The 19,738-nt window shown below is 69.8% G+C and carries 15 protein-coding genes; 2 read left to right on the plus strand and 13 right to left on the minus strand.

Annotation, left to right across the window (positions count from 1 at the left end; all coding sequences use genetic code 11):
• Positions 1-34 precede the first annotated feature (34 nt).
• The 8 genes from glgB to CFB35_RS31960 form a co-directional block, all read right to left on the minus strand.
• The gene (gene glgB / locus CFB35_RS31925; RefSeq protein WP_089466139.1) at positions 35-2,245 is read right to left on the minus strand and encodes a 1,4-alpha-glucan branching protein GlgB; all 2,211 of its coding nucleotides are present in this window, start codon (positions 2,243-2,245) and stop codon (positions 35-37) included.
• The gene (gene treS / locus CFB35_RS31930; protein ID WP_059575217.1) at positions 2,242-5,652 is read right to left on the minus strand and encodes a maltose alpha-D-glucosyltransferase; all 3,411 of its coding nucleotides are present in this window, start codon (positions 5,650-5,652) and stop codon (positions 2,242-2,244) included. The genes glgB and treS overlap by 4 nt, the downstream gene beginning before the upstream one ends.
• Complete coding sequence (locus CFB35_RS31935) at positions 5,652-9,044, minus strand: maltotransferase domain-containing protein (RefSeq protein ID WP_089466140.1); 3,393 nt, start codon at positions 9,042-9,044, stop codon at positions 5,652-5,654. The genes treS and CFB35_RS31935 overlap by 1 nt, the downstream gene beginning before the upstream one ends.
• 151 nt (positions 9,045-9,195) lie before the next feature.
• A complete protein-coding gene (locus tag CFB35_RS31940; protein ID WP_059575049.1) occupies positions 9,196-9,684 on the minus strand; it encodes a phage protein NinX family protein in 489 nt (162 codons plus the stop codon).
• Between the two features lie 29 nt (positions 9,685-9,713).
• Positions 9,714-10,505 carry an endonuclease/exonuclease/phosphatase family protein gene (locus CFB35_RS31945; RefSeq protein ID WP_089466141.1) on the minus strand — a complete coding sequence of 264 codons (792 nt, stop codon included), beginning with the start codon at positions 10,503-10,505 and terminating at the stop codon, positions 9,714-9,716.
• Complete coding sequence (locus tag CFB35_RS31950) at positions 10,496-12,694, minus strand: VTT domain-containing protein (protein WP_060967440.1); 2,199 nt, start codon at positions 12,692-12,694, stop codon at positions 10,496-10,498. Before CFB35_RS31950 ends, CFB35_RS31945 begins: the two co-directional genes overlap by 10 nt.
• A complete protein-coding gene (locus tag CFB35_RS31955; RefSeq protein WP_059575052.1) occupies positions 12,691-13,014 on the minus strand; it encodes a hypothetical protein in 324 nt (107 codons plus the stop codon). Before CFB35_RS31955 ends, CFB35_RS31950 begins: the two co-directional genes overlap by 4 nt.
• The gene (locus CFB35_RS31960; protein WP_059575219.1) at positions 13,011-13,706 is read right to left on the minus strand and encodes an MgtC/SapB family protein; all 696 of its coding nucleotides are present in this window, start codon (positions 13,704-13,706) and stop codon (positions 13,011-13,013) included. Before CFB35_RS31960 ends, CFB35_RS31955 begins: the two co-directional genes overlap by 4 nt.
• Before the next feature lie 177 nt (positions 13,707-13,883).
• Between CFB35_RS31960 and CFB35_RS31965 the strand changes: the two genes are divergently transcribed.
• On the plus strand, positions 13,884-14,126 hold the full coding sequence (locus tag CFB35_RS31965) for a DUF6566 family protein (protein WP_059637224.1): 243 nt from the start codon (positions 13,884-13,886) through the stop codon (positions 14,124-14,126).
• Between the two features lie 86 nt (positions 14,127-14,212).
• Complete coding sequence (locus CFB35_RS31970) at positions 14,213-14,920, plus strand: succinate dehydrogenase/fumarate reductase iron-sulfur subunit (RefSeq protein ID WP_059500499.1); 708 nt, start codon at positions 14,213-14,215, stop codon at positions 14,918-14,920.
• 30 nt (positions 14,921-14,950) lie between these two features.
• Here CFB35_RS31970 and CFB35_RS31975 read toward each other — a convergent pair whose 3' ends face one another.
• From CFB35_RS31975 to CFB35_RS31995, 5 genes are all read right to left on the minus strand, one after another.
• Positions 14,951-15,382 carry a hypothetical protein gene (locus CFB35_RS31975; RefSeq protein ID WP_089466142.1) on the minus strand — a complete coding sequence of 144 codons (432 nt, stop codon included), beginning with the start codon at positions 15,380-15,382 and terminating at the stop codon, positions 14,951-14,953.
• 126 nt (positions 15,383-15,508) lie between these two features.
• Complete coding sequence (locus tag CFB35_RS31980) at positions 15,509-16,531, minus strand: Rieske (2Fe-2S) protein (protein ID WP_226093995.1); 1,023 nt, start codon at positions 16,529-16,531, stop codon at positions 15,509-15,511.
• A gap of 26 nt (positions 16,532-16,557) precedes the next feature.
• Positions 16,558-17,622, minus strand: a complete 1,065-nt coding sequence (locus tag CFB35_RS31985; RefSeq protein WP_089466242.1) for a Rieske 2Fe-2S domain-containing protein — start codon at positions 17,620-17,622, stop codon at positions 16,558-16,560.
• Between the two features lie 14 nt (positions 17,623-17,636).
• A complete protein-coding gene (locus CFB35_RS31990; RefSeq protein WP_089466144.1) occupies positions 17,637-18,731 on the minus strand; it encodes a methyltransferase type 12 in 1,095 nt (364 codons plus the stop codon).
• A 13-nt stretch (positions 18,732-18,744) separates the two neighbouring features.
• A complete protein-coding gene (locus tag CFB35_RS31995) occupies positions 18,745-19,707 on the minus strand; it encodes a cyclopropane-fatty-acyl-phospholipid synthase family protein (protein WP_089466145.1) in 963 nt (320 codons plus the stop codon).
• Positions 19,708-19,738 lie beyond the last annotated feature (31 nt).

Here is a 19,738-nt window from a genome sequence, read left to right on the forward strand (position 1 = left end):
GGCGGTTCTCCGTGTCGAGGGCGCGAGCGAGTGATCAGGCAGGGGTAAGCCACAGCGTCGCGAGCGGCGGCAGGCGCAAGGTCGCCGACCACGCCTCGCCGTGGGCCGGCACGGCTTCGGCCCACACGGCGCCGTCGTTGCCGGCGTTGGTGCCGCCGTACGTCGCGGCATCGGTGTTCATCAGTTCGCGCCAGTGCCCGGGCGCGGGCAGCCCGAGGCGGTAGCCGCTGCGCGGCACGGGCGTGAAGTTGCACACGGCGACGACGAGGTGCCCCGCATCGTCGCGGCGGGCGAACGCGAACACGCTGTTGTCGCGGTCGTCGCCGATCAGCCAGGAGAACCCGGCCGCGTGGCAGTCGAGCGCATGCAGCGCCGGTTCGGCCGCATACGTGCGGTTCAGATCCCGCACCAGCCGCTGCACGCCGCGATGCGCGGGCGCGTCGAGCAAGTCCCAATGCGGTGTCGCATCGTGCGCGAACTCCGACCATTGCGCGAATTCGCTGCCCATGAACAGCAGCTTCTTGCCGGGATGCGCCCACATGAAGCCGAAATACGCGCGCAGCGTCGCGAGCCGCTGCCACGCGTCGCCGGGCATCTTCGCGACGAGCGAGCCCTTGCCGTGCACGACCTCGTCGTGCGACAGCGGCAGCACGAAGCGCTCGGAGAACGCGTACACGAGCCCGAACGTCATCCGGTCGTGGTGATAGCGGCGGTGGATCGGGTCTTCGTGCAGGTATGCGAGCGTGTCGTGCATCCAGCCCATGTTCCATTTGAAGTCGAAGCCGAGCCCGCCGTCGGCGGTCGACGCGGTGACGCCCGGCCACGCGGTAGATTCTTCCGCGACCGTGACGACGCCGGCCGGCGCGGACGCACCGTGCAGCGTGTCGTTCAGCCGGCGCAGGAACGCGACCGATTCGAGGTTCTCGCGGCCGCCGTACACGTTCGGCACCCACTCGCCTTCCTTGCGCGAATAGTCGCGGTACAGCATCGACGCGACCGCGTCGACGCGGATGCCGTCGACGTGATAGCGGCGCGCCCATGCGAGCGCCGACGCGACGAGGAATGCACTGACTTCGGTGCGCCCGACGTTGAACACGCACGTGTTCCAGTCGGGATGCATGCCTTCGCGCGGATCGGCATGCTCGTACAGCGCGCTGCCGTCGAATTGCGCGAGCCCGTGCGCGTCGTTCGGAAAATGCGCGGGCACCCAGTCGACGATCACGCCGATGCCGGCCGCATGCGCGCGATCGACGAACCGCGCGAAACCCTCGACCGGCCCGAAGCGCGCGGACGGCGCGAACTGCGCGAGCGGCTGGTAGCCCCACGAGCCGCCGAACGGGTATTCGGCGATCGGCATGAACTCGACGTGCGTGAAGCCCATCCCCTTCACGTATGGAATCAGCCGCTCGGCGAGTTCGTCCCACGTCGCGCTGCGGTCCATCTGTTCGGGGATGCGCTGCCACGATTCCGGATGGACCTCGTAGATCGACCACGGCACGCGATAGCGGTCGTCGTTGCGCGGCCGCGCGTGCATCCAGCCGTCGTCGTGCCATGCGAACGCGTGGAGCGCCGCGACGTCGGCGACCACCGATGCCGTGCTCGGCGGCGCCTCGGTCGCACGCGCGCACGGGTCGGCCTTGTGCGGCAGCACGCGCCCGTCGGCCGCGCGCAGCTCGTACTTGTAGCGCTCGCCCGCGCCGATGCCCGGCACGAACAGCTCCCATACGCCCGACGGCCGCCGCAGCCGCATCGGATGGCGGCGCCCGTCCCATGCATTGAAATCGCCGACCACCGATACGCGCTGCGCGTTCGGCGCCCAGACCGCGAAGCGCACGCCGTCGGTATCGTCGATGCGCACCGGTGCCGCGCCGAGGCAGTCGAGCACGGCATCGGGATCGCCGGCCGAGAAGCGCGCGAGCGCCGCTTCGTCGAGCAGCGTGCCGAATGCATACGCGTCGTCGGTGACCTGGTGCGCGTCCGGCCAGTCGATCGAGAGCAGGTAATGCGGCCAGCCGCCGTCGTGCGCGATCGTCCCCGCGAAGCAGCCGGCGCGATCGATGCAGGCGAGCGCGCCGAGCTCGGCGCCGTCCGGCGACAGCGCGCGCACGCGCTCCGCACCGGGCAGCAGCGCGCGTACGACGATCCGGTCGGCCTGTTCGTGCGGGCCGAGGCACGCAAACGGGTCGGGATGGCGGCCGGCGAGCAGCGCGTCGATATCGGCGCGTTCGAACAGCGTGTCGGTCATGGGTGTCCTCCGTCGTCGGGCAGCACGCCGTCGCCGAGCAGCCGGTCGACCAGCGCCGCGAGCCCGCCGACCGGCACGCTCAGCCAGTCGGGCCGGTTCGCGGCTTCGTAGCACAGCTCGTACGACGCCTTGTCGATCAGAAACAGCGCGAGCAGGCGGTCCGCGTAGTGCGGATCGACGAAGCGCGCGGGCGCGTGGTCCGCGGCCGCGCGATAGCATTCGACGAAGCGGTCGGCGGCGGCCTGCCCGAAGCGGTCGAACAGCGCGCGCTTGCGGCCGGCGGCCTGGGGCGGCGCTTTTTCGATCGCGAACTGCGCGGTCGCGCTGACGTATGACAGCGAGCGCAGCAGGCCGGCCACGTCGCGCAGCGGATGCGATTTCGCGCGACGCCGCTCGAGCGGGCGCGCCGGTTCGCCTTCGAAGTCGATCAGCAGCGCGTCGCCCTGCACGTCGAGCACCTGGCCCAGATGGAAATCGCCGTGAATCCGCGTGCATTGCGCGTCGAGCGTGCGCGGCACGAGCTCGCCGAGCGCCAGCACGGCCGCGTCGCGCGACGCGAGCAGCGCATCGGCCGACGCGCGGGTGGGCACATCGAGCGCATCGAGCCGCGTGCGCAGCACGTCGAGCGCGCGCTCGAACGATGCGATCGCGTCCATGCACCAGCCGTCGATGTGATCGGGCGTCGCGCGCTCCGGCGAGAACGCGGGATCGTCGGACGGCTGCGCGAGCGCGACGTGCAACTGGCCGAGCCGCGTGCCGATGATGCCCGCGAACGCCGCGTAGCCGAGCAGCGCATCGGGTTCCTCGTCCGTTTCGGCCGCCTCGCCTTCGTCCGCGGCCGGCAGCGCGAGTTCGTCGATCGCGCGCCGCAGGAAGTCGAACGAGCGCGTCCACGCATCGCCCTGGTTGTCGACGTAGCGCTGCAGGATCGCGACCGTATGGGGCGTGCCGTCCGGATCGACGTGCACGACTTCGCCGGCCAGCGTCGCGGTGTTCGCATAGCCGATGCGCGTCAGGTGCCGGCTCATTTCCGCTTCCGGATGAACGCCGTGCGCGACCTTGCGCACCAGCTTCAGCACGATCGCGTCGCCGATCACGAGCGAGCTGTTGCTCTGCTCGGCCGCGAGCCAGCGCACTTCCGCGTCGTCGCCCGGATCGAGCCCGGCGAGCGCGTCTTCCGGCAGAAAGGTGAGCCGGCCGCCGTCGGACGTGGGCACCGTCGCGCCGTCGCGCAGCTTGCGCAGCATCCCGCGCGCGAACGCCGGCAGCGCGAACGCGTCGGTCAGGTAGCCGACCGTATGGCCACGCCGCACGCGCGCCAGCGCGAGTTGCGCGAACAGCGGATGGGACGTCTCGCCGCCCCACGCGGCCGCGAGCGGCACCACGTAGCGTTCGACGCCGCCGTCGCTCGCCGACACCCATGCCTCCGCATACTGGAACGGCTCGTCCGGAATCGGCGTGACGACGTTCAGCCACGCGTCGCCGATCTTGCGGTCCTTCGACGCGAACCAGCGCCGCCGCGCGAGCCATGACGCAAGCGCGTCGTGCGCGAGCGTGTGCAGCTGCGAGACGTCCGGCCGCGTGTCGCCGCGCCGCATCACGAGCGTCACGTATTCGGGCAACGGTTCCGCGTGCGGCTGCCGCCACGACGGCTCGCGGCCGTGCTCGGCGAGCACGAACCAGAGGAATCCGTACGGCGGAAAGGTGAGGAGATACGGGAGCTGTCCGATCGGCGGAAACGGCGAATCGGACGTCATCTCGATCGGCACGCGGCCCGCGAATTCGGACAGGTCGAGCTCGACCGCCTGCGATGCGCGCGACAGGTTCGCGACGCACAGCAGCGGCTCGTGGCCGTCCAGCTCGCGCAGATACGCGAGCACCTTGCGGTTGTCCGGGCGCAGGAAGCGGATCGTGCCGCGCCCGAACGCCTGCGACGCCCGGCGCGTCGCGAGGATGCGCCGCGTCCAGTTCAGCAGCGAATGCGGGTCGCGCGTCTGCGCCTCGACGTTGATCGCGTCATAGCCGTACAGCGAGCCCATCACCGGCGGCAGCACCAGCAGTTCGGGGTCGGCGCGCGAGAAGCCGCCGTTGCGGTCCGACGACCACTGCATCGGCGTGCGTACGCCGTCGCGGTCGCCGAGGTGGATGTTGTCGCCCATCCCGAGCTCGTCGCCGTAGTAGATCACCGGCGTGCCGGGCATCGACAGCAGCAGCGAATTGATCAGCTCGATGCGGCGCCGGTCGCGCTCCATCAGCGGCGCGAGCCGGCGCCGGATCCCGAGGTTCAGCCGCGCGCGCCGGTCGCTCGCATAGGTCTGCCATAGCAGGTCGCGCTCCGAATCGGTGACCATCTCGAGCGTCAGCTCGTCGTGGTTGCGCAGGAACACGGCCCACTGGTTGCTCGGCGCGAGCGCCGGCGTCTGGCGCATGATGTCGAGGATCGGGAAGCGGTCCTCGCTCGCGATCGACATGTAGATGCGCGGCATCAGCGGGAAGTGGAACGCCATGTGGCATTCGTCCTCGTTGCCGAAATATTCCTGCACGTCTTCCGGCCACTGGTTCGCTTCCGCGAGCAGCATCCGGTTCGGGTATTCGGCGTCAATCGTCGCGCGGATCCGCTTCAGGATCGCATGCGTCTCCGGCAGGTTCTCGTTGTTGGTGCCTTCGCGCTCGACGAGGTACGGCACCGCGTCGAGCCGCAGCCCGTCGATGCCGAGGTCGAGCCAGAAGCGCATCACCTGGATCACTTCGCGCACGACGGCCGGGTTGTCGAAGTTCAGGTCGGGCTGGTGCGAGTAGAAGCGGTGCCAGTAATACTGGCCGGCCACCGGGTCGTGCGTCCAGTTCGACGTTTCGGTATCCAGAAAGATGATCCGCGTGCCCGCGTATTTCGTATCGGTGTCGGACCACACGTAGTAATCGCGATACGTGGAGCCCGGCTTCGCGCGGCGTGCGCGCTGGAACCACGGATGCTGGTCCGACGTGTGGTTGATCACCAGCTCGGCGATCACGCGGATGCCGCGCGCATGCGCTTCGCGGATGAAGCGCCGCACGTCGGCCAGCGTGCCGTAGTCGGGATGCACGTCGCGGTAGTCGGCGATGTCGTAGCCGTCGTCGCGTCGCGGCGACGGATAGAACGGCAGCAGCCAGATCGTGTCGACGCCGAGCTCGGCGATGTAGTCGAGCTTCGCGATCAGGCCGGGGAAATCGCCGATGCCGTCGTTGTTCGAATCGTAGAACGACTTCACGTGCACCTGGTAGATGATCGCGTCCTTGTACCACAGCGGATCGTCCGCGCAGAGCGCGGGTTCGCGGCGGCGCGCGCGGCGCCGGCGCGGCGTGCCGGCCGGCGCGAGCGACGGGAATTGCGCGCGGCGCACGTCGTCGAGGGAATCTTCGCGTTTCATCATCCGTGGGCTCCCGAGGAAGGTCGGGCGTCGTCCGGCGCGGGCGTCGCCGCCCGCGCGGCGCCCGGAGGCGGCGTGAGCCGCCAGATGGCGTACGGCCGCACGTGCGGATCGAGCGACACGTACTGGCGCTGGCCGCGCCAGGTCTGCGCGTGCGCGGCGTCCTGTTCGAGCGCATCGAGCGGCTCGCCGTCGGCCAGCCCGAGGCCGCGCCACAGCGCCGCATCGAGCGTGAAGTTGGCGGCCTGCGGATGCCACGGGTCGAGGCTGATCGCGACGACCACCACGCTGTCGAACGCGGGGGTCGCCTTCATGAACACGAGCACCGAATCGTTGTCCGCGTCGACGAACGTGAGCCCGAGATGCGTCTGCAGCGCCGGGTGATCGCGCCGCGCGCGGTTCAGCCGCGCGATTTCCGCGCCGATGTGCGCGGCCTTGCTCCAGTCGCGCGCGCGCAGCTCGTATTTCTCCGCATCCGCGTATTCCTCGCTGTCCGGCAGCGGCGCCGATTCGCCGAGCTCGAAGCCCGAGTACAGGCCCCACGAGCCGGCCAGCGTCGCTGCGAGCGCCGCGCGGATCACGAACTGCGAGCGCGGCGCGTTCTGCAGGTGGCGCGGGTTGATGTCGGGCGTGTTGACGAAGAAGTTCGGCCGGAAGAATTCGCGCGCGGGGCCGGCCGTCAGCTCGGTCAGGTAATCGATGAAGTCGCGCTTCGATTCGCGCCACGTGAAATACGTGTAGGACTGCGAGAAGCCGACTTTCGCGAGGCGATACATCATCCCCGGGCGCGTGAACGCCTCGGACAGGAACACGACGCCCGGATGCCGGCCGCGCACGTCGTCGATCATCCACGCCCAGAACGGCAGCGGCTTCGTGTGCGGGTTGTCGACGCGGAAGATCCGCACGCCCGCGTCGACCCAGAACAGCACCGCGTCGCGCAGCGCGAGCCACAGGTCGGGCAGCGCGTCCGGCGCGTAGAAATCGGGGTTCACGATGTCCTGGTAACGCTTCGGCGGGTTTTCGGCGAAGCGCAGCGAGCCGTCGGGCCGCCACGCGAACCAGCCCGGATGCGCGGCGAGCCACGGATGGTCGGGCGAGCACTGGATCGCGAAATCGAGCGCGATCTCGAGCCCGTGCCCGCGCGCGGCGTCGACCAGCGCGCGGAACGAATCGAGCGTGCCGAGTTGCGGATGCACGGCCGTGTGCCCGCCGTCGGGCGAGCCGATCGCATACGGGCTGCCGACGTCGTCGGGGCCCGCGGTCAGGCTGTTGTTGCGGCCCTTGCGGGCCGACATGCCGATCGGGTGGATCGGCGGGAAATACAGCACGTCGAAGCCCATGTCGCGGATGCGCGGCAAATGCGCGATCACGTCGTCGAACGTGCCGTGCCGGTGCGGATCGTCGCTCGCCGAGCGCGGAAACATCTCGTACCAGCTCGAGAAGCGCGCCTTGCGGCGTTCGACGTCGACGGGGTAGGTCGTCGCGTCGTGCGTGACGAACGGGCGGTAGCGCAGCGCCGCGTACGCATCGGCGAGTTCGGGCGCGCCGATCAGTGCGAGGCGGTCGTCGGGCGACGCGTCCTTGAGCTCGGCGGCGAGCCGCTCCATCTGCTTGCGCGCGCGCGGATCGACCGGCTCGGCGTGCTTCAGCGCGGTCGCGAGCAGCAGTTGCGCTTCGCGCACCTCCAGCGTCACGTCCTGGCCGGCCGCGCGCTTCTTTGCGATATCGGTGACGAGTGACGCCCAGTCGTCGCGCCACGCGACCACGCGGAATTCATGACGGCCGAGCCGGTCGAGCGTGACGCGCGCATGCCAGCGGTCGTTCGGCTCGGCGTTGAACGGCACTTCGCGCCAGGTATCGTCGTCGGCGGCGCGCCACTGAAGCACGGCCGCCAGATGCGCGTGGCCGTCGGTGAAGATCGACGCACCGACGACGAGCGGCTCGCCGATCACGCGCTTGATCGCGAAGCGGCCGCCGTCGACCGACGGCTCGACGCGCTCGATCGCGATCCGGTCGGCCGCGAGCGCCGCCGACAGCACGGTGCGTTCACGCGCGGCGTCCGGGCGTGTCGTGACGGGCGGCGCCCGCCACGCGTGCAGCAGCGCATACGCGCCGGGCGCGAGCGCGAACGGTTCGAGCGCGGCAGGCGGATGCGCGTGCGCGCCGGCCTGCGTGACGACGCGCGTGAAGCCGCCCGGCACGCCGGGCAGGATCGTCGCGGGGTCGAGCGTGGCGGGCGCGTCGAGATCGGGATTCAACGCGATCAGCAACGCCGCGTCGTCATGGTCGAGCGACGGGCCCGTACCGCGCAGCAGCGCGGTCGCGTGCGCGGCCGGCGCGCTCAGTTGCACGATTTCGCCGCGCGTCGCCGCGACCGGGGTGGCGCGGCGCCACGCGTTCGCATCGGCGAGCGCGCCCGACAGGTCGAAACGCGCGTGCTCGAATGCGGCGCGGTAACGTTCGGCATCCGCGTCGCGCGCCATCAGCGGCACCGTCACGCCGCGCTCGAATCCCATCGGCACGAGCCAGCCGGTGCCGACGGCCGCGGCCGTCCACAGCGCGCGGCGATACGCGCGGGCGACGGTGTCGTCCGACGCGTCGGGCCAGTCGTCGGCGAGACGCGGGCCGTCCGGCGCATCGGGGAACGCGATCGGCGCGCCGATCCGACGCAGCAGCCGGTGTTCGTCCGCGAACCACGGCGCGCGCAAGTCCCACCAGCGCACCGATGAAAACACCGCGTCGAACCCGGCGCCTTCGAGCTGCGCGAGCGCATCGCGCGCATGGCCGGGCACACCGGCGAGCACCGCGACGTCCGGGCGTGCGCGGCGCAGCGCCGCGCGCCACCCCGGCCACCAGTCGGCCGGCAGATGATGCGGCGCGTCGATCAGGAAGCCGGCCGCGCCCGCGTCGGCGAACGCCGCGAGATGCGCGCACCACCATGCCGACAGCGCGTCGCGCACCGCTTCGTCGCCGGCGTTCGCATGCGCGATATCCAGCGCGTGCGCGGTGCCGCGCGGATCGATCAGCGCGTCGTCGTGCGTGTGCTCGACGTACCAGTCCGGATGCTCGGCGCGCAGCGGGTTCTCGCGTGCGATGCGATCGGGCACGACTTCGAGCAGCAGGCGCAGCCCGTGGCCTTTCGCCAGTTGCGCGAGCCGCGAGAAGGTTTCGAGCGCGCTCGCGCGCGTCTCGAACGACCGGGCCGGCCGCCGGAAATCGGCCACGTGGCGCGGAAAGCCGGCGACGCTCGCGGCCCAGAACGCGCCGACCAGCACGTGGTCGAAGCCCATCCCGGCGATATGCGCGAAGGTCTGCGGCCACGCGTCGAGCGGCCCGACGAGGCGGGCGTCGCAGAAGTAGAGGTGTGGAGCGAACGGCGGTGTGGAGTCCATGGCGTGGCGCGGGCGGATGGCGGCGAGCGGTAACGCAGCGGCATCGCAATCGGTGTGCCTGCTGCGCGATCACCGGCGGAACAGGGCGTGCACGGGAAGGCGGTTTGAAAGGGCCTGTCGTTTTTACATGACCGCCGAGGCCGCACCTGTATTACATGCGCGGGATGGACCGAATATCCGAGCTGTCGCCCGTCGCCGGATCATCGTCCGTATCCGGAATCGGCACACCGGGGTCATAGCGCACCACCTTGCCGTGCTCGATCCGGTGCGGGAACGACGGCGGCGCGTCCACGTCATCGCCGAAACGCGCACGCACGAACGCGCGCAGCAGCGCCACGCGCGTCTCGCGGCCGTGGGCGCCGCAGGTCGACGGGCCGTCGACGAAGGTGGCGTCGCATTCGACGTCGTCGCCGTGACGCGCGATCCGCAGGTCCTCCACGCGATCGAGCACCGCACCGGCGTCGGCCCACGACGCCGACGGCGCGAACGGCGCATCGAGATGCCGGAACGCGTCGCAGGCGGCCGTCACGACGACGGTCGGCGCGACGGCCGTGAAGCGCAGCGTGTCTTCATCGTCGGCGCACAACGCGCGTGCGCACCAGTAGTCGAGATCCTTTCCGTCGAGTGCGTCGGTTCGCATGGGCTGCCTCCGTCGGAGCGAGAAATGGCTCACCGCGCAAACGCCGTGCCCGTCGCGGGCGTCGCGCGCATCCGCGCGACCAGCGGATAGTGGTCCGATGCGTGCCGCGCCCGCGCGCTGCGATGCACGACCACGTCGACCAGCAGCTCGCCCGGATGAATCCAGATGCGGTCCAGCGAGAACACCGGGCACACGGTCGGGAACGTGCGCGGCGCCGGCGCGCGCCGGAACCGCGTGACCAGCGCCTGCAGCGCGCGGCCGCGCACGAACCACTCGTTGATGTCGCCAAGCAGGATCACCGGCATCGCGCCCGTGTCGAACGCCGCGAGCAGCCGCTGCACCTGCGCGCTGCGTTCGCTCGCCGACAGCCCGAGATGGGTCGCCACCACGCGGATCGGGCCGGCGCTGCACTCGATGTCGGCGTCGAGCGCGCCGCGCGGCTCGCGCGGGTGGAACGACAGGTCGAGCGTGCGCGCCGCGCGGATCGGGCAGCGCGACAGCACCGCATTGCCGTAGCGGCGCTCCGGCGTGTCGATCGTCGGGCCGGCCACCGCGTGCATGCCGGTTGCGTCGCGCAGATGCGCGAGCACGTCCGGCGCGCGCGTGCCGCCGAGCGGCACCTCCTGCAGCGCGATCACGTCCGCGTCGAGTTCGTCGATCACGGCCGCGATCCGGTCGGCCGCGCGCGCCGGCCACGCGCCGTAGCCGCCGCGGATGTTGTAGGTCGCGATCCGGAGGTCGCGCCCGCCCGGCGCGGCGGCAGGTGCCGCGTCGGCGGTGACGACGTGCGGCGGCGGGGCCGCGTGTTTGCTCAGCGCCATCGTCGCAATATCCTCACGAGCAGGATCGACACGCCGACCAGCGCGAGGCCGATCGCCGCGAGCCACGCGAACGCGCCAGGGCCGGGATGGCTGAGCGCCGCGGTCAACTGATGCGCGAACGTGACGGTCAGCACGATGCCGGGCAGCATCCCGAGCGCCGTGCCGATCAGGAAGTCGCGCAGCCCGATGTGCGACGCGCCGGCGACGAGGTTCACGACGGTAAACGGCGCGATCGGCAGCAGCCGCAGCACGGCCATCGCGACCACGCCGCGGCGGCCGATGTGCTCGCTCAGCCGGTTCGCGCGCGGGCCGGCGAGCCGGCGCACCGCGTCGCGCCCGAGCCAGCGGCCGAGCGCGTAGGTCGCGGCGGCCGCCGCCATCGAGCCGACGCCCGCATACGCGAAGCCTGGCCACGCGCCGAACACGAGCCCCGTCGCGGCGATCAGCAGCGTGATCGGCACCGCGAAGGTCGCCGCGACCACGTAGGCCGCGAGCAGCAGCGCCGGCGCGGCCGGCAGCCGGGCGATGGCGGCCACCGCGTGCGACAGCGACGCGACGTTCAGGTGCGCGCCCAGCGGCGTGAAGCGCCACGCGAGCGCGAGCGCGGCGATCGCGAGCACGATCGCTCCGAGCACGAAAAAGCGCGCGGTGAGCGAGCGGTGCTGCTCGTGCGGCACGAATTCGCGCACGAACCGGTCCGGCTCGATCGGCTGCTCGGGATCGAGCCGCGCGCTGACCGGCACGAGCGCCTCGAATTGCGGCGACACGGCCGGATCGAGCGTGCGCAGCGTGCGGCCCGGCTTCGCGCGCAGCCGGTCGAGCACGACGTTCGGCCGCTCCCCGCCCGCGAACGCGTCGGCCACCGCGGCGGGCGTCGTGCCGAGATGTTCGGCCAGCAGCCGCTCGCGCATGCCGGCGATCGCCGCGCGAATGCGTGGATCGCCTGCCGCGACGAGCGCGATGCAGCATTCGGTGTCGAGCAGCATCGAGCGGTTGTTCAGGTTCGCGCTGCCGATCACGATGCATTCGTCGTCGACGATCGCGACCTTGCTGTGCACGTTCACGCACGCGTCGCCGAGCCCGTCGACGTGCGGATACAGCAGCCGGTAGCGGTCGAAGCGGTCGGCCGACGCGAGCGTCGCGTGCAGCCGCGCGCGCAGCACGCCCATCGTCGCTTCCTGCAGCCAGCCGCTCTGCACGCGCGGCGCGACGACCGTCACGTCCGGCCCGTGCGCGTCGGCGAGGCGCGCGGACAACGCTTCGCGCACCACCGCCGCGGTGAAGTACTGGTTTTCGATATACAGGTGCCGGTGCGCGGCGCGGATCGTGTCCTCGACGAGCGCGCGCACCTGCAGCACCGGCTCGCGGCCGCCGTGGCGCGGCGCCGTATACGCGATGCCGAGCCGCACGTCGCGCACGTCGACGCGCGCATCGGGCGGCCACGGATCGTCGTCGGCCGCCCGCTCGAGATGCCGCTGCGCGCGGATCGCGATCGGGCGCCCGCACGCCTGCAGCCAGCGCGAGCGCGCCTGTTCGCCGATCGCGGCGGCCGCGTCGCCGTCGAACATCGCGTGCACGTCGTGGAACGGCGCGTACGGCATGCCATGCTCGTCGCGGCGGCGCGGGTCGTCGGCCGCATGGGCCGGCGTGTCCCAGCGGGCGCGCGTCAGGTCGAGGCCGCCGACGAACGCGAGCCGGTCGTCGATCACGACGAGCTTCTGGTGATGCGACGCGCCGCGCGGATGTGCGTCGTCGAGCCGGAACCGGATGCCGCGATGCGCGCGCCAGCCGGCCCGGTACACGGGCGGCCAGTCGCGCTCCAGCGCGTAGATCATCGCGAAGTCCCACGCGAGCACGTAGATGCGCAGGTTGTGGCGGGCGGACGCGAGCGCGTGCAGGAAGGCGGCGAGCGTGTCGGGCAGCGTGTCGCCGGCGCCCGCGGGCGCGAGCCGCATCCGGCTGTCCACGTCCCAGCCGACGATGAACACGGTATGGCGCGCGCGCAGCAGCGCCGCGCGCAGCGTCGAGAAGTACGCGTCGCCGTCGACGAGCATCGCGAAGCGGTCCGCGCCGCGGATCGCGTCGCAGTTGCGCCCGCGCTCGAGCAGGCCGTGCCGCGGCGGGCCGTCCGCCGGCGCGGCGTCGATGCGCCGATCCTCGGCGCGGGTCACGCGGTCCGGCACGATCATCGTGCGCCGACGTCCCGGTCGCCGTCGATCCGCTGCAACAGTGCGTCGCAGCGCGCACGCAGCGCCTGCAGTTCCGGCGAATGCGCGTCGAGCCGCACGCGTTCGCCGTGCACGACCGCGATGTCGTAGATCTCCTGCGCGATCGTCGCCGACGCGTATGCGATCCTGATCCGGTCGAGCCAGTCGCATTCGGCGCGCCGGCACGCGAGCCACGCGCGCAACGCGCCGACCAGCTGGCTGGTCGTGAGCCAGGCGCCGGTGCGCATGCGCGCGGCGAGCTGGCTCGTCACGAGATAGGAGAGCAGGTCGGTCTGGGTCACACGAAACTCCTTGACGAGGTGTCGGGTTGACAGGTCCGCACGCACGCGATGTTTTGCAGCGTCTCGCAGATCGCCGCGAATTCCGGCCCGCTCGTGCGCGAGAACGAGACGGAGATGTCGTCGGTGTCCGGATCGTCGTCCGACTGCTGGACGATGAACCGTTTCACGCGCACGCGGCCGGGGCCGAGCGCTTCGTGCAGCGTGTTGAGCGTCAGGCCGCCGCGCTCGGCCACCAGCAGCAGCGTGCGTTGCTGGCGCTGCGCGATGAAACGGCGCTCGAGCGGCTTCACGCCTGCGAGGATAACGAGCACGATCGCCGTCGCGCCGACCGACGCAACGACCATGCCGCCGCCCGCGGCAAGCCCGACGCCGGCCACGGCCCACAGGCTCGCGGCCGTCGTCAACCCGCGCACCACTTCGCCGCGCAGCAGGATCGAGCCCGCGCCGAGGAAGCCGATGCCGGACACGACCTGCGCGGCGACCCGCGACGGATCGACCACGACGCCGTTCTGCCCGCGCACGTCCTCGAAGCCGAACGTCGACACCAGCATCACGAGCGCGGAGCCCACGCACACGAGCATGTGCGTGCGCAGCCCGGCGGCCCAGTTCAGACGCTCGCGTTCGAGCCCGATCACGCTGCCGAGCAGCGCGGCCAGCAGCAGGCGTCCAAGCAATTCGAGATGACCGATCATGATGTGCATCCGTTCGGGCCCTGCGCGAGGCGGGCCCGGTAGCGCTTCGATGCGGAAAAGGGACGCAAGCAGCGTGCCGGCCGGGCACGGTCCGTGCGCGCAAGGCCCGGGGTGTGCGCTGCGTGCATGCGGCGCGCATTTTTTGCATCGCCATCGCAGATAAGACAGGAGGCCACCTTGGCACATCAACAGGACGCACAAGTTCGGGACCCGTATCGCGGCCACGAGATTCTCGTGTGGGCGCGACCCAACGAGCGCGGCGCATGGCGCGACGAGGTACAGGTATACGTCAACGGCGCGCGCATCGAGCTCGTGGTGCCGGAGGCAGCCGGCCCGGAATGGTTGACCGAGGTCGAGGCGCTGCGGGCAGGCGTCGAACGCGGCCGCTATTTGATCGATAAGCGCGTCGACGACGACTGATCGGCATGGCGCTTGCGGCGCCGCGTGCCGCGACAGTATCCCGCAGCACTCCGAGAACCCATGCCGGCTGGCGCCGGGAGGAACCGATGAGCGATCCGCGCACCCTGCATATCTATCGTTACGACCCCGATCGGGACGCGCAGCCGTACCTGCAGCGCTACGAGATCGACGTGGACCCGGCCGACCGCATGCTGCTCGACGTGCTCGGCCGCGTGAAGCGCGACGACGAGACGCTCGCGTATCGCCGCTCTTGCCGGGAAGGCATCTGCGGCTCGGACGCGATGAACATCAACGGCAAGAACGGTCTCGCGTGCCTGACCAACATGCAGACGCTGCCGCGCGAGATCGTGCTGCGGCCGTTGCCGGGGCTGCCGGTGGTGCGCGACCTGATCGTCGACATGACGGATTTCTTCAATCAGTACCACTCGATTCGCCCCTACCTGATCAACGACACGACGCCGCCCGCGCGCGAGCGGCTGCAGTCGCCGGAAGAGCGCGACCAGCTCGACGGGCTGTATGAATGCATCCTGTGCGCGTGCTGTTCGACGTCGTGCCCGAGCTACTGGTGGAACCCGGACAAGTTCGTCGGCCCGGCCGGGCTGCTGCAGGCGTACCGGTTCATCGCCGATTCGCGCGATCTCGCGACGGCCGAGCGGCTCGACGATCTGGAGGATCCGTACCGGCTGTTCCGCTGCCGGACGATCATGAATTGCACGGACGTGTGCCCGAAGGGGCTGAATCCGACCAAGGCGATTTCGGAGATCCGGACGATGCTGGTCAGGCGGACGGTGTGATGTGCCACGTCTGAATGCTTGCTCCCGGGCTTATGAAAATACCGAGATCAGTCGTTGGAGCAAAGGCATTTGGGCCGTCAACCGGTCCATCCTGGAAGGCGGCATGGCGATGAAGCGCAAGGGCGACGACTTCGATTGGTCGTAGTAGAAAATCGTGTCGTCGCCGTACTCCAGTTCCCGAGGAACTGCATCGTTGATCGTGCGCACCGCGAAATACCTCTCCGCCAGCACATTCCCTGCCGACCCTATCACCCGGAGACGAATTTCGTCGCCGTCGCCAAGAGAGCGAGGTGCCCCACACAGCTCGATTTTGTATTGCTCGCCACTGAACTCTTTCGTTCCCCCGTTAAAAGCTTGAGTATAGTTTTCGCAACCCCCATATGATTCGCGCAACATAAGAGACGGAATCGCCAAGACCAAAACGGCCGAGATCGCGATTAGATTTTTTCTGGTGACCTGCATATTTCGCCCAGACTTAATTGTGGCAACGGGAATATATCCGGCTGTTTCGCTGCCGGACGATGCTGGTCAGGCGGACGGTGTAGGGTCGTGCGTTCGGCGGGCGCGCCGCGTACATTCCTCCCTTGGCTATTTTTCGGCGACCGTGTCCGCATGCGCGACCGGGCGCCGCGCCGCGGGCCGCTCGACGCCCGGATAGAACTGCCGCGCCCAGCGCTGAAACACCGGGTACGGTCCGTCACCGGCACCCGGCGTACCGTAGCCCGTGTAGTCGCGATTGTTCCACACCATGATGTCTTCCTTGAACACGGGCACCAGCCACAGCCGGTGCAGCACGCGGCCGAGCACGGCGTAGACGAGCCGCTGCAACGGCCCCGGCCACCTCGCCAGCCACGAGAAGCGGAATGCGATGCCGTCCCGGAAGGTCCAGCGCAGCGGCGCGATCTGCACGCCGCACGCGAAGATCTTCGCTTCGAGGCCGATCGCCTTCATTTCATGGTCGGACGACACGCAGCCCAGGCCATGAACGCCAATCAGCGTGCTCCATCTGATGTTCTTCCACGCCATGTCCACCTGCATCGAAATGCGCGGCCCGTCGATCACGGGCGCATGCGGTTTCATGTCCTTCCAGCGATGCAGCGCGCCGAAATGTTCGAGGTCGTAGCCGTTTTCCGGCAGGTTCTGCATCACGCCGCGCAGCGTGAATGCCCGGCCGACCGGCGCCGAGAAGCCGGTCATGTCCACTTCGGGCAGCTCCCACGTCGGCGCCAGCCCGTCGGCGTTCTGCCATACGAACACGAAGCCGTTCCATTCGCGCACGTGCCATGTGCGAAGCACCAGTTCCTGGCTACCCTTCATGCAGCGGGCCGTGGTGCGCCGGCCGTCGGGGCCGTACGCGTAGTGATGGAACGGACAGACGATCTGTTCGCCGTCGACGGTGCCCCCGTGGCCGAGATGCGCGCCCTGATGCGGGCAATATGCGTCGACCGCACACGCGACGCCCGAGGCCGTCCGGTACAGCACGACATCGCGCCCCATGAAAGGCGTCGTGAGCACGGCCCCGCGCTTCAGCTCGCGGCTGAAGCACAGCGCGAACCATCCGTCCGGATAGGGCAGCGGGGCGGCTTCGTCGACAGGGCTGGCTGCATGCATCGCGCGCTCCTGCGTCGGCATGGCGTTCATCGCGCGAATGCCCGGTCGGCGTGGGCGACGGCCGCCGGCACGGCGCCGTGTTGCCCGTGTTGCCCGTCGGGCGCGTCGCCGCGGGCTTCCGGATAGAACTGCGCGGCCCAGCGCCGGAACGTCATGATCGGCATCTCGCCGGCCATCAGCGTCGGGCGCGCGTCGTAGTCGCGGTGATCCCAGATGCGCAGGTCGCGCTTGAATTGCGGCACGAACCACAACCGGTACGCGGCGCTCACGAGCATCTCGTGCACGACCCGGCGCAGCGGCGACGGCCACGCCGACGCGCGTTCGACGCGCAGCGCAACGAATTCACGGCACGTCCAGCGATCAGGTTCGATCTGCGTCGGGAACAGTACGACCCGCGCGTGCAGCCCGAGGTCCGGCAGTTCCATGCGCGCGGCCATGCAGCCGAGGCCGTGCATCGTGATATCCAGCAGCAGCCGCTGCCCGAGCAGCACGAGCGTCGAACGCATCGTCATTTGGTGGCCGTCGGCTTCCGGCGGCTCCAGCGCGGGATTCGACCACCCGTGCACCGGGCTGAAATGGTTGACGTCGACGCCGTTCTCGGCCGGATTCTGCAGGCTGCCGTTCAGCGTGTGGCACTGGCCGCGCGGCCGCGAATAGCCCGTGAGGTCCAGCTCGGGCAGCGACCACCGCGGCGCGGCGCCCGCACGGTCCTGCCACGCGAGCACGACGCCGTTCCATTCGCACACGTGGCGCTGCCGCAGCACGACGGCGGGCGGCTTGCCGTCGCGCCCGGCCCGCACGCAAGTGCCGTCCGGCGCGAACGCGAGATGATGGAACGGGCACACGATCTCCTCGCCGCGCACGACGCCGCCATGCCCGAGATGGGCGCCGAGGTGCGGGCAATGCGGCGCGACCGCACGAATCAGGCCGGATGCCGTTCGATAGAGCACGACGTCCTCGCCCATGAAGCGCGTGACGACGAGCGCGCCGGGTCTGACGTCGCGGCTGTATGCCAGCGCGAACCAGCCGTCCGGGTAGCGAGGTCGCGCCGCCGCGGCGGGGTCGGGCGGGAAATGAATCGATGAATGCATGCGCATGTCTCCGTTCACCAGCGCGAATCGCGACGGTCGCGCACAGCGATTTCGTCGAGTGTCGGGAGCGCCGTCATCGCGATTTCGCCCCCTGTGAAGCGCCCGCCACCGAAATCGTCGCCGTGGTAGCGGGTGCTGAACGCGTGAAACTCCGCATTGCCCGCACTCATGTAGCCGAGCTCCGTCACGTACGCGTGCGCGTCGGCGTCGCCTGCCAGCACGCCTGTCGCTACCGCCTGCTGCGCGTCGATCAGGCGGCGTTCGTTCGCCGTGCAGAGCGCGGCCAACCGGTCGAGCGCTGCCTGAACGCCCAATTCCTCCACGCGCATCAGGATCCACACGGCGTTGAAGCGCTCGCGCGCGGACCGTTCCTTGCGAAACGAAAACAGGTCGTTGACGAGGATCACCGAATCGATCGCGGCGTTACGCGCGTCGGCCAGTGCCGCGTATTGCGCGAGGCGCTGCCCCATGTCGACGTCGAGCGCATATTCGGTGAGCAGCGTGATCCAGTGTCCGAAGCCCTCGACCCGGCGAAACGCCAGATAATCGGCGAGCGACAGGCGCGCCGCGTCGGTCGCCGTCGGGTCGGCCTGCGTGCGGATCTGTTCGCGGATGCATTCGACGAGCCGCTGCCGGAACGCCGGACGCGCGTCGAGTACGGTGCGCATCGCGCGCAGCGTGTCGTACAGCAGTTGCGCGGCAGGCGCATCGGCCGGCGGCGGCGTGCCGTCGACCGCGGCGAGGAAATGAGCGTGCAACGCGTCGAGCCCCGCCTGATCGCCGGTGCGCGCGAGATGCGTGAAGGCATCGTCCATCAGCGTCGTGACGTTCATCATGCGATGGATCGCGTACACGCGATCGGGCCGCGCGTTCGGGTAGCACAGGCTGCCGTATGCGGGAATCCGCTGCGCGAGAAAACGGCGAGCCGCCGCCTCGCTGCGATAGTGCCGCAGGATGTACGGGTAGTCGTCGATCGCAAGCTGCTGCTCGATCGCTTGATGCTGAGGGTGCCGGGCAAGCGGCAGCGACAGACGCGGCAGCGGGAGCACCAGCGTGTCCGTCGCGCCCGACGGGGCGGCCGCGGCGCGTGGCGTTCCGGATGCTTGCATGCGGATCTCCCGGTTACGCGTCGGGTTTGACCGCGACGATGCTGTAGGTCGACACCTTGTTCTTGATCAGCGCGACGGACCAGTTTTCGGCGAGCACGCGCAATTCTTCCAGCGTGTCCGGCGCGCGGTGCGGAAAATGGCGATCGATGTTGGCCTTGGCATCCATCAGCCAGCGCGCGACGTCGATGTTCGACGGCAGCACGCGCATGTCGCGGATCGCGAACCCGGCGTCGATCAGCACCTGCCTGAAATAGTCGGGAGTCTTGCGATGCTTGCACGCGATCCGGTCGACCTCGTCCGGCGTGTCGGACCGGTATTCGTTCAGATCGACGTTGTACAGATTGTCCGAGATGACGACCGAGCCGCCGCCGCGCACACGCGCATGCAGCGCGCGCATCGCCTTTTCGTACAGCGCGTTCGGGAAATGCGAGATCACGCCGCGAATGATGACGAGATCGTACGGCGTCCCGGGATCGGGCAGCCGATCGACGTCCTGCGCGTTGCACTGATACAGGTTGATGCGCCCGGCGAGCCCGTGCTGCGCATGAAAACGTGCGCAGTACTCGAGCTGTTCGCGACTGACGTTGACGCCGTCGAGGCGGATGCAGCCCGGGAAACGGCCGGCGAGATACTTGAGGATGTAGCCCCAGCCGCAGCCGATGTCGAGAATGCGCTCGACGCGCGCGGGAACGGGATCGTCGAAGCCGGCGAGGCCAAGCTGGCGTTCGAAGTAGCGAATGCCCGACTCGTCGAGCGAGATCGGCGGCGTGGAGCGCGGATCGTCGTAGACGCCGAACTGGAACAACAGATATTCGCCGATCGCCTTGCGCCAGTCGTCCGGGCTGCCGGCGTAGGTCGTCTGCACTTTCCGCTCGTAATCGCTCACCGTGTCGCCGTGCAGCACCCGGATCGGCAGGGCGGGCGCCGGATGCGCTGCCCGCATGTCGACGATCGCCTGTTCGCTGACCTGATTCATCGGAATCCTCGCGTCGTTTATTTTCGTCAAA

The organism is Burkholderia sp. AU16482, assembly GCF_002223285.1.
GTDB classification, from domain to species: domain Bacteria; phylum Pseudomonadota; class Gammaproteobacteria; order Burkholderiales; family Burkholderiaceae; genus Burkholderia; species Burkholderia semiarida.

What these genes read in the sequence shown, in the direction of transcription:
- CFB35_RS31970 (WP_059500499.1), top strand. Translation starts at nt 14,213, where the DNA reads ATGAGCGATCCGCGCACCCTGCATATCTATCGTTACGACCCCGATCGG.
- treS (WP_059575217.1), bottom strand. Translation starts at nt 5,652, where the DNA reads ATGAAACGCGAAGATTCCCTCGACGACGTGCGCCGCGCGCAATTCCCG.
- CFB35_RS31995 (WP_089466145.1), bottom strand. Translation starts at nt 19,707, where the DNA reads ATGAATCAGGTCAGCGAACAGGCGATCGTCGACATGCGGGCAGCGCAT.
- CFB35_RS31935 (WP_089466140.1), bottom strand. Translation starts at nt 9,044, where the DNA reads ATGGACTCCACACCGCCGTTCGCTCCACACCTCTACTTCTGCGACGCC.
- CFB35_RS31960 (WP_059575219.1), bottom strand. Translation starts at nt 13,706, where the DNA reads ATGATCGGTCATCTCGAATTGCTTGGACGCCTGCTGCTGGCCGCGCTG.
- CFB35_RS31945 (WP_089466141.1), bottom strand. Translation starts at nt 10,505, where the DNA reads ATGGCGCTGAGCAAACACGCGGCCCCGCCGCCGCACGTCGTCACCGCC.
- glgB (WP_089466139.1), bottom strand. Translation starts at nt 2,245, where the DNA reads ATGACCGACACGCTGTTCGAACGCGCCGATATCGACGCGCTGCTCGCC.
- CFB35_RS31990 (WP_089466144.1), bottom strand. Translation starts at nt 18,731, where the DNA reads ATGCAAGCATCCGGAACGCCACGCGCCGCGGCCGCCCCGTCGGGCGCG.
- CFB35_RS31940 (WP_059575049.1), bottom strand. Translation starts at nt 9,684, where the DNA reads ATGCGAACCGACGCACTCGACGGAAAGGATCTCGACTACTGGTGCGCA.
- CFB35_RS31975 (WP_089466142.1), bottom strand. Translation starts at nt 15,382, where the DNA reads ATGCAGGTCACCAGAAAAAATCTAATCGCGATCTCGGCCGTTTTGGTC.
- CFB35_RS31950 (WP_060967440.1), bottom strand. Translation starts at nt 12,694, where the DNA reads ATGATCGTGCCGGACCGCGTGACCCGCGCCGAGGATCGGCGCATCGAC.
- CFB35_RS31980 (WP_226093995.1), bottom strand. Translation starts at nt 16,531, where the DNA reads ATGCATGCAGCCAGCCCTGTCGACGAAGCCGCCCCGCTGCCCTATCCG.
- CFB35_RS31985 (WP_089466242.1), bottom strand. Translation starts at nt 17,622, where the DNA reads ATGCATTCATCGATTCATTTCCCGCCCGACCCCGCCGCGGCGGCGCGA.